Below are 11,072 nucleotides of genomic sequence, written 5' to 3'. Positions count from 1 at the left end.
TTTCTTACATGTCTATTGCTTGTCTCAATGTCGCAACGTTATTAAAAAGATAGGCATCTAAGCCAGCAGCTTTACCTGCTTCTACATCAATATTTCTGTCCCCAATGACCAAACCAGATGTAATATGATATTTATCACGTAAATAAATCATGGACTCAGGATCTGGTTTCCGTTTAAAGCCAGAACTGGCAGTCACCACCTCGGTGAAGTAGTTCGCTATCTGGGTCTTAGCAAGAAGTTCTAGAACTTGATCATTTCGATGAGAAACCAAGAAATGGCGGCCACCCTTGTCCGAAATGTCTTTGAGTAATTCTGGAATTCCCTCAAACAAAACTGGATGCTCTAGCTCACGCGCTTCATTTTCTTTGTAGTTCTCTAAAAACCCCTCGATATTTGATGCAAACTTCTCAATGGCAAAAGCTGTCGAAACCTTCAAAGCTTCGTAGACACGGTCGTGTTCTTGCTCTATTCCATATTGGGCTAAGGTTTCTACAAAGGCTGCTGTAGAAGACTCATAATTATCCAATAGGGTACCACCTAAATCCCATATATAGTCGTGATATTTCATACCCTTCATTATACCATTTTTTTATGAAAAAAGCGATGATTTCCTAGATTTTTCCAAGTAAAAAACGAGAGCCGAACTCTCGTTTTACTGTTGATTTCCAAAGACATCTCGATAGAGCATGCCGTCTCGTAAACTTTCGGCATCTCCTCCCAATTGCTCTACCAACTCATAGGCAAAGGCAAGGGCAGTTGACGGTCCTCGACTAGTCGTTAGATTACCATCAACAACCACTGTTTGCTTTTGATAAATTCCGTCAGTAATTTGTTCCTGAACTCCGTCATAACAAGTAAAGTGCTTGTCTTTCAGGATACCTGCTTGATGGAGGGCGATTGGGGCTGCACAGATAGCTGCAATTTTCTTTCCAGCTTGGTCAAAGGCTTTAATCTCAGAAATGAGGGCTGGATTATCCCGTAGGTGAGCTGATCCTGGCATGCCACCTGGAAGAACTACCAAGTCATAGTCAGACAAATCGCCATCAAAGATACGGTCGGCTTTTACCTGAATGTCATGCGATCCTGTCACCTGCTCTTCAAATCCTACCATATCACAAGAAATGTTTGCTCGACGCAAGACATCGACTACTGTCAAGGCTTCGATTTCTTCAAAACCCTGGGCTAAAATAACTGCTACTTTTGCCATAGTGGCCTCCTTATTTGATTTGTTTTAGGACGACTTTCTTTCGTTTGAACGGAACTTTTCCACTTTTCTCTTCTGCTAGATTGGTCTGGTAACTCATAGACAAGAGGAGACCGACACCGATGAGGTTACTAATAATTGCGGATCCCCCTTGAGAAATGAAAGGCAGAGGAATCCCTGTCAAAGGAAGTAAGCCTGTCACGGCACCGATATTTTCAAAGATATGGAAGAGCAACATCATGATAAAACCAGTCGAAATGTAGGTGTAGAACTGGTTATTTGACCTGAGCGTAATCTTCAACATTCGGTAGATGAGAAGCAAGTATAAAGCAACCACAAAGACTGAACCAATAAAGCCAAAATCTTCAGCAATTACGGTGAAAATCATATCGCTCTCGCGTACTGGAATGAGGAGATTGGACACATTGAAACCTTGTCCAAACAAGCCACCACTTCCAATCGCAATTTGCCCCTGTGCCTGTTGGTAAGTCGTTGTTTGCGCAAAGTCAAAGGGATTGAGCCAAGCCAAGATGCGGTTGATCTGGTAAGTTGGCATCCCAATCTGATGCAAGAAGGCACGTCCATCCTTGCTTATAAAGATGGCCATGAAGCCTGCAACAGCAGTCACTCCTGTCGCAAAAACCGGAATGATAATCTTCCACGAAACACCTGAAAGGAGAACCATGCCGGAAAAAATAGCTACAAAGACCAAGGCAGTCCCTAAGTCACTTTGTAGGGCTAAGAGGATCAAGACTGGTATGGTAAAGGCGATCATCCAACCAATCAATAGGAAATCCAAGGGAATAGTCCGTCGCCATTCCTTGTGTTTTTGAGTGAATCTTACAATGGCTCGAGCCAACATCAAGATATAGGAAATCTTCATGAACTCCGATGGCTGGAAAAGTGTCGTTCCACCAATCGATACCCAGTTCTTGGCACCTGTTGACGCTACAAGATTTGGATTGTAGAAAACAAGGGGGAGGACCATCAAAGCCAACCCTAGACCATAAAGATAGGGAGTCACCTTCCATAAAAATTCGGTATTAAAGAACATGACCACAAATCCAATGACAAGGCCCAAGGAAATCCAAGCGATTTGCTGACCTAGAATTGGTAATACATTATTTGGATAGTCATGACTAACTGCTATATAAATGGCCACTACTCCAATCACCAGTAAACAAAACACTGGTAGGAGGAGGCTATAATCGACTCGAGAGTCGAAGGAACGTTTCATATTTTTTACCTTTTCTCTTTCTGGGATTTTTCTTTCATTCTATTGCGGCGAGATTGGAGAAAATCAGCTACAGCAGGCTCTAGCTGTTCTCTAGAAAGAACCTGAACAGCCCTTTCTTTTGACAAGGCCTGAGCGATTTGTTTGCCGTAACGCTTGCTAACGGCACGACTGTCTAAGATAACAGCAACCGAACCTTGGTCAGATCTTCTAACAGTACGGCCCAGAGCTTGTTTTAGCCGAATGATCGCCATCGGCAACTGATAATCATAGAAAGGATTCTTCCCTTCTTGACGCAGTTCTTGGTTTAATTTTTTGGTTAACGGTTCTTGGGGGTTTTGGAAAGGCAATCTCGGAATCACTTGAATCACGCAAGGATGGGTTGAAAAATCAACTCCTTCCCAGAAACTACCTGTTCCAAGCAAAATCTGGCGTTCGCCTTTTTCAAAACGTTTTTTCAGTTGGCTTGGTTCCCCATTTTTATACTGAGCTAGATGAGGTTGGTCGAACAAGTCTGAAACTGCCAGCAACATCTCTTTTGAGGTAAACAAGACCAATAAGGGTTCTTGAAAGGCCTGTAAGCTTCGAATGACAGAAGCCACTTCACTAGCATAGTCAACAGGCGAAACTTCTGTCACAAGAGGAAAGTCATTGACTAGAAAGACTTCTTGTTGCTCCTGTTTTGCTACATCAAGCCTAACAAGCGGAGCATCCGGAAATCCCAATAAATCTGCTAAGGAAACCCGATTGCTGATTTCAAGAGTGGCCGATACTCCTAGGAGCCTACAATCTTCTGGCAATAAATCTGCTAGTATAAAGCGACCTTTTTTGCTTGAACAAATCAAGACATCCTTGCTCGATTTCTCTGCTGTAGCAAGCCAAAATTCACGGTCCGAGGTGAAAAAGTTTGCAATCTCTCTATACTCTGGAAGTGCTAACTCCGAAAAATGCTGGCGCAACTCTTCGAGAGAATCCAACCACTTTCCATTCGTAAGACCTGACTGATAGTACTCCATCAAGTAACGACATTCAAAGCTAATACTCTCAAGCAAGCGTTTCTGAACCAAATCTTCCTCTGACTCTAAGGACTTTTCAAGCTGGGTTACAAGATCCTCTAGGCGATAAGCCTGCTGAGCTAGATTTTCGAGAGCTAGTAGCATTTTTTGAGCTTCATCCAAAATCACTAAACGGTTGTCGACAAACTCTGGATTGTCTTCCAAACGAGTGACCAGATAGGCATGATTGGTCAGAAGAACACGACTGGTCTTGGCCTTTTCCTGCCCTCGTTTCCAAAAATCCTCTGTAGCAAATAAACTTTTCTTTGAAAGTTTGCCATCGTGGACTAGTTCTGGTAGAAAATGCTGATAGCGATAAAGTTGCCCGATTTCGTCCAAGTCACCAGTCTCTGTCTCTGTTAGCCAGATAAGCAGTTGCATTTTAAAGCGTGTGAATAGACGATTGGATTCCGGCCGATGGAGGACTTGGTGAAAAGCATCCAGTTTTAAATAATTTTGAGGCCCCTTGAGACTATGAATCTCCATATGGAAGACCTCTTTTAAACGCCGACCTTCTTCTTGCATGATTTGATTTTGAAGAATTTTGGTCGGAACACTCACTAGGATACCTGCTTGACTCTCCAAGTTCAAAGCTGGGAGGAGATAACCATAAGTCTTACCCAGTCCCGTTTGAGCTTGGATAAAGGAAGTCTGGTGTTCTTCCAATAAGTGCTCAACCTTCTCCGCAAAATCCAGCTGCTGTGGACGTTCCTCCAGCCCCAATAAAGAAATATTTTTAGCAAAATCTTTGGATAACTTTCGTGGGACTAAGGCTTTGCTTTCCTTTCTGAGGAAAAGCCCATGAAGCTCCATCAAGTCTGGCGAAGATAAGAGAGATTGTTGCTGGTAAACCTCCTCAATCAACAGATAACTTTCATAGAGAAGGTTGTCTGCAAGGTTTAACAAGCTTTCTAAAAGCCCTTTAGGTAACTCAAAAAGTTTTTGACGCATGTAAAGCAAGAGTTCAGCTGTTGCCTGAGCATCTGACAGGGCAGTATGGGCATGTTCCAGCTCAATGCCCAACTCTTGACAAAGGATACCTAAGTTATACTTTTCAAACTGAGGATACAGAACTTGGGCAAGCTCAACTGTATCCACCCGAGGTGTGCGCAATTCATATCCTTCAAAAAAGAGAAATTCTGCAAGAAGGTTGGCATCAAACTGTACATTGTGCGCAACAAAAATACCGTCCTTAACCAATTCAAAAATTTTTCCAGCCACCTGAGAAAACTCTGGTGCCGCAGCCAAACGCTGATCGGTCAGACCCGTTAATTCTTTGATATGAGAATCCAAAGGTTCGTGAGGATTGACATCAGTCGCATACTGATCGATGATTTCACCATTCTCAATCACCACAATACCTACTTGAATAATTTTTGCCTTGCTTCCGGTGCTGGTCGCCTCTAAATCAACGACTACATACCGATCATTTCTCGCATTCATCATTAAAAATTATATCAAAAAAAGCATGATTTGACACCCCTCAACTTTGATAACAATCTCGCTTTCCTTGCGAGTTTGAGTAAAAATCAAGACCTTAAAAGTGAGAATTTCACGCAAGTTCAGCAGTTGATTCCTGATTCTGAGGTATTTGAAAACCTTATCAACAAAGCTACATCAACATAAAAAGACAACTAAGGTATTAGCTGCCTTTTTGAGATATTTTTTTCATTGTTTTCGGAAGAGCCTTGCTAATTTCTGTTGGCAAGACAAGGTAGTTTTCTTGAGCAAGTTCTTGCGCGATAGCTGAATGAAGGTGGGTTGCTACCACTACCCTCTCATAGAGGCTGACTTGGTCAAACTGACCTGCAAAACCTGCAATGATTCCAGTAAGTGTATCTCCCATTCCACCAGTTGCTTGATAGGGGCCTCCAACCTGTAACTGATAATATTCAGGCTGACCGACTTGCCAGATACGAGTTGCCGGACCTTTCTCAACTAAAATCGTTCCTTGAGGAAAATCAGAAAGAGCCCTAGTAGTCGTCTCTGTATTTTGATGGTCAAGAACTATACCAGACAGTCTTTCCCATTCCTTTTGGTGGGGAGTTAGGATGAGCTGACTGGAAGGAAATGGTAACTGGCCTTTTGCTAAGATGCCCAAAGCACCGCCATCTGCAATCAAAATCTGGTCTTTTCTAAGGCTGTCACAGACCCGTTTTATGATTTCTTCTCCGAATGCATCCTCTCGCAAACCCGGACCTAACAAGACAACTTCTGCCTTTTCCAACTGTTCTTTTAACAATTGCTGGTCTTGAAGAGAAAATGCCATGGCCTCAGGTAAATGACTGTGCAGAGCCGAAATATTCTCCTTATCCGTGCCAACAGTCACCAACCCTGCCCCACTTTTGACTGCTGCCAAGGCAGCCATGATGATGGCTCCACCATAAGGATAGGTCCCACCAAGCAAGAGCAGACGGCCATAGTCTCCTTTATGACTGGTACGAGAACGTTCAATAATGACTTTTTCTAGTAAGGCTTGATCAATCATTTTCATCGTTTTTTCCTCAACTATCCTTTATCTGATTGTTTTAAAACAACTTGATAGACTTTCTTAGTCCACTCTTCTAAGTCTTCTCCATCATAGTCAAGATAATGCACCCTATCTTGTATTTTAGTTGGAATAATATTTTCAAATTGGCACTTATTATGAGTTGGAATAATGCAAATATACAACTCACTTAATAAATTAAGCATGTCCTTAATTTTTACAGCATGGTAACCATCAAAAATATAACCAGGAACTTTAATCAAATCTGTATAGATAAAATGAAAACTTACTCCAGGAATAAACATATCTTGTAATTCTTTCTCTGAAGGAACTCGACCTAATAAACGCTCCATCGCCAATCGATAACCAGAACTTGTATTTGACCATCCTAACATGACATAGTCAAAATAATCTTTCGGATCAGATGCAGCATTTCGACTATCCAAAACCAACTCCTCAGCATCTCGCCTAAAGGCTTTCACAGCAGATAAGAGCTGACCTGTTTTAAAAATAGAAATCGCTGCATCTATAGTCGTAGTATGGCTACAGTAGTCTGAAGTCACTAGCCTCTTATGTAGATCATAAGTCGAAGCTACTCTTTTATCTGTAGGGGTAAATGGTGGAAGAAAGGGATGCTGACAGATGTAATCTAAAATCTCTTTTTTTAAACAAGAATCAGCACACTCGATACTTGTTTGACGTTTATGAAGTTTTTCGTAAGCTATAAATTTAGCAATTTTTTCTAATTCCCACTCTTGAATATTTGGATAATCAATTAGTGCTAAGTAGTATATTCCATCCCATTGTAAACTATATTCTCCATTATAAATTTTTAAAATCATCTAATCACCTCACTCCATTATACTACAAAAGGAGGGGCAAACCTCCTTCTACACTATTTTCCCTTAAATTCCGCAAAGGTCTGTAAGATTTTAGCTGCTACTGCTGGAGAAGGTTCCCCTTTTAGCTCTAATGTGTCATCTGCATATGGAGTAAGGCCAGCAAAATCTCCTATCTGGACTGAATAGAGCGACGTTTTAAACAGTTCAATATCGTTTTGGTCATTTCCAAAAGCGATGAAGTTCTCCCCACACAACTTTTCAACAGTTGTCGCCTTATGAGTATCCAAGGGGTTGACATAAAGACACTTTTCATGCGCATGATAGGAGAGATGAGCCTGTCCTAGTCTTTCTAGCTGACCAAGCAGATCATCAAGCAACTCCTCATGGTCACCCATATAAACGACTACCTTAATCGGAGTACCTAAGTCCTCGAGTTTCTGATGACGAGCTACCTTTAGGGGATCCACACTGGAAATAAATGGAATCTTCTCTACAATCTGTCCACTATAGTCAAAGCAATCATCTGCAAAAAAAGGGAGATTATAAGTCTGGCAATAATCCACTAGCGCCTGATAAATTCCAGCATCAAGATTCCTTTCGAAAACAGCCTTCCCCAAATGATAGGCTACGCCACCATTCAAACCTATGACCAAGCGCTGACTGAGTTCAGGGCCTAATAAACCCAAGCAATCCCGATAAGAGCGAGCCGAGGCAAACACAAGCTCATGCCCATAATCTTCAGCCTTTAAAAGAACCTGCTGAATCTCCTCATCTATGGTCATGTAGTCAAAAGATAGCGTTCCATCCAGGTCAAATACGAATTTCATCTTCCTAGTCCTCGTTTAGTGTTCGAAGCGCTGCCTGATAGGTTTGCTCCATTAGCATGGTAATCGTCATAGGACCAACTCCACCCGGTACAGGTGTGATGTGGCTAGCAAGTGGTGCAACAGCATCATAATCAACATCTCCACAAAGCTTGCCATTTTCATCTCGGTTCATCCCAACGTCAATGACAACCGCTCCCGGTTTGACAAAGTCAGCTGTCACAAACTTAGCACGACCGATTGCAACCACAAGAATATCCGCCTTAGCAGCAACCTTAGCAAGATGATGGGTGCGTGAGTGGGTCAAGGTCACAGTCGCATTCTTGGCTAAAAGAAGTTGGGCCATCGGTTTTCCAACGATATTTGAACGACCGATAACAACCGCATTTTTACCTTCTAGATCAATCCCATATTCATGAAACATCTCCATAATTCCTGCAGGTGTCGAAGGAATCATAACCGGATGACCAGACCATAGACGACCCATGTTTAGGGGATGGAAACCATCCACGTCTTTTTCGGGGTCAATGGCTAATAAAACTGCCTCTTCATCGATATGTTTTGGCAAAGGTAATTGAACCAAAATCCCATGCCAAGCTGGATCTTGATTGTATTTGGAAATCAAGTCTAACAATTCCGCTTGGGTAATGGTCTCTGGAACTCGCACTACTTCACTACGGAAGCCAGCAGCGAGAGCTGACCGTTCCTTGTTGCGAACGTAAACTTGGCTGGCAGGATTGTCCCCCACCAAAATCACCACCAAGCCTGGAACTAGACCTGTTTCTTCTTTTAGTTTAGCCGTCTTCTTAGCCAACTGTCCTTGTAACTTAGCCGCAAGAGCCTTCCCATCGATAATCTGTGCCATATCTCTTCTCTTTCTATCAAATATCCTCTATTATATCAAAAAATAACTCGCCATCCTAACACTTCTTGCCTAATGGACCTTATAGTCTGAAACTATAAGAAAAAGCCCTTGTCGAGCTTTTATGCCTATTTATACTAAGTAAACTTGTCATGCTTTCTTTTTGACTTTTGGAGCCGGTAAGACTTCATACATCTCCTTGATTAATCTGATTAGACATGACTTATCTTCAATGTCTTCTATCAAAATCATCTCCTTAGCTCCTTCATAAGGACGTTCAAGCCTAGTCTGTCCCAGTTGATCCAAGACCATCTTCACAGGCTTCAGTAACAAACGATTATCATAGATTCCCCCAATAATCTTCCCACGATAATAAAGGATATACTCTCCCATCATTGGACGATAACTCATCTCCTCTAGCTCTGATAGCTGTTCGAGAATAAAATCTAAATATTCTTTACTGGAAGCCATGATGCCTACTCCATTTCTTCTAAAAATGAGGTCTTACAAAACCTTACTTAAAAATTCCTTGGTCCGTTGTTCTTTTGTTTGATCGAAAATCTCCTCAGGCGTTCCATCTTCGACAACAACTCCATCTGCCATAAAGATAACACGGTCTGCTACCTCACGCGCAAAGCCCATTTCATGCGTCACAATCACCATAGTCATCCCTGATTTAGCGAGATCTTGCATAACAGCTAGAACCTCACCAACCATCTCAGGGTCTAGGGCTGAAGTCGGCTCATCAAAGAGCAAAACATCTGGTTCCATAGCAAGTCCACGTGCAATGGCAATCCGTTGCTGCTGACCACCTGACAAACTCTGAGGATAGGCCGTCGCCTTATCTGGCAAGCCAACTTTTTCTAACAGTTCCTGTGCTCTTTTCTCCGCAACTTCCTTGCTTTCTCCTTTGGTTTTAATTGGTGACAAAGTGATATTTTCCATCACTGTCATATTGGGAAACAGGTTGAATTGTTGGAATACCATGCCCATCTTTTCACGCATAGCAAAAAGGTCATTTTTCTTATCTGTGATATCAACTCCTTCAAAGATAACCTTACCTTTACTTGCTTCTTCAAGGAGATTCATCGAACGAAGGAGAGTTGATTTCCCGCTCCCTGACGGACCGATAATGACCACAACTTCTCCTCGTTTAATCTCAAGATTGATTCCTTTTAAAACTTCATTTTTCCCAAAAGACTTATGTAGTTCTTCAATTTTAATCAAGGTTTCTGTCATTATTTCTTGTCTCCTTGTCCAATATGTTTTTCAAATGCTTTCAACGCCACTGTCAAAACAGAGGTCATAATCAAATAGTAAAAGGCTGCAAATAAAAGGGGAGTCAATGGTAAATAAGTTGTTGTTGCTACTGTCGTTGCACCATTCCACAACTCCATCACCCCAATCGCAGACAAGAGGGAGCTATCCTTGATAATGGTGATAAATTCGTTTCCAAGAGCTGGAAGAATATTTTTGATAGCTTGTGGCAAAATGACATAACGCATGGCATTTTTCGGACGAATACCTAGAGAATATGCAGCCTCTAACTGCCCTTTAGGAACCGCATTGATCCCCGCACGAACAGTTTCTGAAACATAAGCACCACTGTTCATAGAAATAATCAGAATACCAGGAATCAAACGAGAAAGATCAACTCCTAAAATTCCCACTTGAATAGTCGGAGCATTGATATGCATAAGAGCAAAGGCAATCATTATTTGAACCATCATTGGAGTACCACGGAAGATCCAAACATAGACATTTGCAAACCAAACGAGCGGTTTAAAGCGTGAACGTTGAGCAAAGGCCAGTAACACACCTATAATGGTCCCTAAGCAGACAACAAGGATGGAAATCAATACGGTAATCAGAGCACCATAGTTAAAATATGGTAAATACTTTGGTAAAAAAGAAAAATTCATATTCGATCAACTTTCTATGTATTAGATTGTATGATTATAACATGAATTGAATTAAAATGCAATCCTTTTTCCCCTATTTTTAACAATTAACTTGATAGAATAGAGAAATAGAGAGAAATCACAGTTTTTTTCTAGTCAACTACCTCTTGTTTATGGTAAAATAGAAACGATAAGAAATGGAGGAGAATCAAAATGGAATCACATTTGGTTAGAATCATTAACCGCCTAGAAGCAATGACAAAAGATGGTGGAAATCTAAAACGTAATTTTGAACGTGAAGGTGTTGTTGTCGCAGAAGTTGCATACAGCCACGACGAAGAAAACGGATCACTCTTCACCCTTCGTGATGTAGAGGCTCGTGAAACTTACACCTTTGATAGCATTGATTTGATTGCAATGGAGATCTACGAACTCCTTTACTAATATAAAAACAACGGGCAGTAAGTCCCGATGAATGAGAATCCTTTTTGTCACCACAAATGGGATTTTTTCTTACCTTCAAGTTGCTTGATTCTCCATAAATCTCTCTTTTAAAAACGACCACTTCCCAATCTTTTTACTTGCTTTACACCTTAATCATGCTATAATGAGAGTATAAAACTTTGACTATTCTTGACCTTTTTTCTTAGACCAAGAATAAG

General features: G+C 41.4%; 12 protein-coding genes. 1 reads left to right on the top strand and 11 read right to left on the bottom strand.

Annotated elements, in window-relative coordinates; genetic code table 11:
- Positions 1–4 precede the first annotated feature (4 nt).
- The 11 genes from B7721_RS05450 to B7721_RS05400 all read right to left on the bottom strand — a co-directional run bounded on the left by B7721_RS05450 (position 5) and on the right by B7721_RS05400 (position 10,431).
- Positions 5–568, bottom strand: coding sequence for an HAD-IA family hydrolase (locus tag B7721_RS05450; protein ID WP_320410135.1), 564 nt, complete (start codon positions 566–568; stop codon positions 5–7).
- Between the two features lie 84 nt (positions 569–652).
- Complete coding sequence (locus tag B7721_RS05445) at positions 653–1,207, bottom strand: DJ-1 family glyoxalase III (protein WP_084877929.1); 555 nt, start codon at positions 1,205–1,207, stop codon at positions 653–655.
- A gap of 10 nt (positions 1,208–1,217) precedes the next feature.
- Positions 1,218–2,441, bottom strand: a complete 1,224-nt coding sequence (locus tag B7721_RS05440; RefSeq protein ID WP_000830419.1) for an FtsW/RodA/SpoVE family cell cycle protein — start codon at positions 2,439–2,441, stop codon at positions 1,218–1,220.
- A 5-nt stretch (positions 2,442–2,446) separates the two neighbouring features.
- Positions 2,447–4,936 carry a bifunctional DnaQ family exonuclease/ATP-dependent helicase gene (locus B7721_RS05435; RefSeq protein WP_164497080.1) on the bottom strand — a complete coding sequence of 830 codons (2,490 nt, stop codon included), beginning with the start codon at positions 4,934–4,936 and terminating at the stop codon, positions 2,447–2,449.
- A 199-nt stretch (positions 4,937–5,135) separates the two neighbouring features.
- Entirely contained in the window at positions 5,136–5,987 is an 852-nt protein-coding gene (locus tag B7721_RS05430; protein ID WP_084877925.1) for an NAD(P)H-hydrate dehydratase, read from the bottom strand.
- 14 nt (positions 5,988–6,001) lie between these two features.
- Positions 6,002–6,823, bottom strand: a complete 822-nt coding sequence (locus B7721_RS05425; protein WP_084877924.1) for a phosphate ABC transporter ATPase — start codon at positions 6,821–6,823, stop codon at positions 6,002–6,004.
- A gap of 53 nt (positions 6,824–6,876) precedes the next feature.
- Entirely contained in the window at positions 6,877–7,650 is a 774-nt protein-coding gene (locus tag B7721_RS05420) for an HAD hydrolase family protein (RefSeq protein WP_084877922.1), read from the bottom strand.
- 4 nt (positions 7,651–7,654) lie between these two features.
- Positions 7,655–8,512, bottom strand: coding sequence for a bifunctional methylenetetrahydrofolate dehydrogenase/methenyltetrahydrofolate cyclohydrolase (locus tag B7721_RS05415; protein WP_162283477.1), 858 nt, complete (start codon positions 8,510–8,512; stop codon positions 7,655–7,657).
- A 147-nt stretch (positions 8,513–8,659) separates the two neighbouring features.
- Positions 8,660–8,980 carry a TfoX/Sxy family protein gene (locus tag B7721_RS05410; RefSeq protein ID WP_084877919.1) on the bottom strand — a complete coding sequence of 107 codons (321 nt, stop codon included), beginning with the start codon at positions 8,978–8,980 and terminating at the stop codon, positions 8,660–8,662.
- A gap of 33 nt (positions 8,981–9,013) precedes the next feature.
- The gene (locus B7721_RS05405; protein ID WP_000140925.1) at positions 9,014–9,748 is read right to left on the bottom strand and encodes an amino acid ABC transporter ATP-binding protein; all 735 of its coding nucleotides are present in this window, start codon (positions 9,746–9,748) and stop codon (positions 9,014–9,016) included.
- Positions 9,748–10,431 carry an amino acid ABC transporter permease gene (locus B7721_RS05400; protein ID WP_001011622.1) on the bottom strand — a complete coding sequence of 228 codons (684 nt, stop codon included), beginning with the start codon at positions 10,429–10,431 and terminating at the stop codon, positions 9,748–9,750. Before B7721_RS05400 ends, B7721_RS05405 begins: the two co-directional genes overlap by 1 nt.
- 192 nt (positions 10,432–10,623) lie before the next feature.
- Between B7721_RS05400 and B7721_RS05395 the strand changes: the two genes are divergently transcribed.
- Positions 10,624–10,854 (top strand): DUF1797 family protein, encoded by a 231-nt coding sequence (locus B7721_RS05395; protein ID WP_000443577.1) that lies wholly within the window; start codon positions 10,624–10,626, stop codon positions 10,852–10,854.
- Positions 10,855–11,072 lie beyond the last annotated feature (218 nt).

Origin of the sequence: Streptococcus oralis subsp. oralis, from assembly GCF_002096445.1 — a bacterium.
GTDB lineage: Bacteria > Bacillota > Bacilli > Lactobacillales > Streptococcaceae > Streptococcus > Streptococcus oralis_N.
The sequence above is the reverse complement of the archived record's forward strand: the minus strand, read 5'-3'. Positions and strand labels throughout refer to the sequence as shown.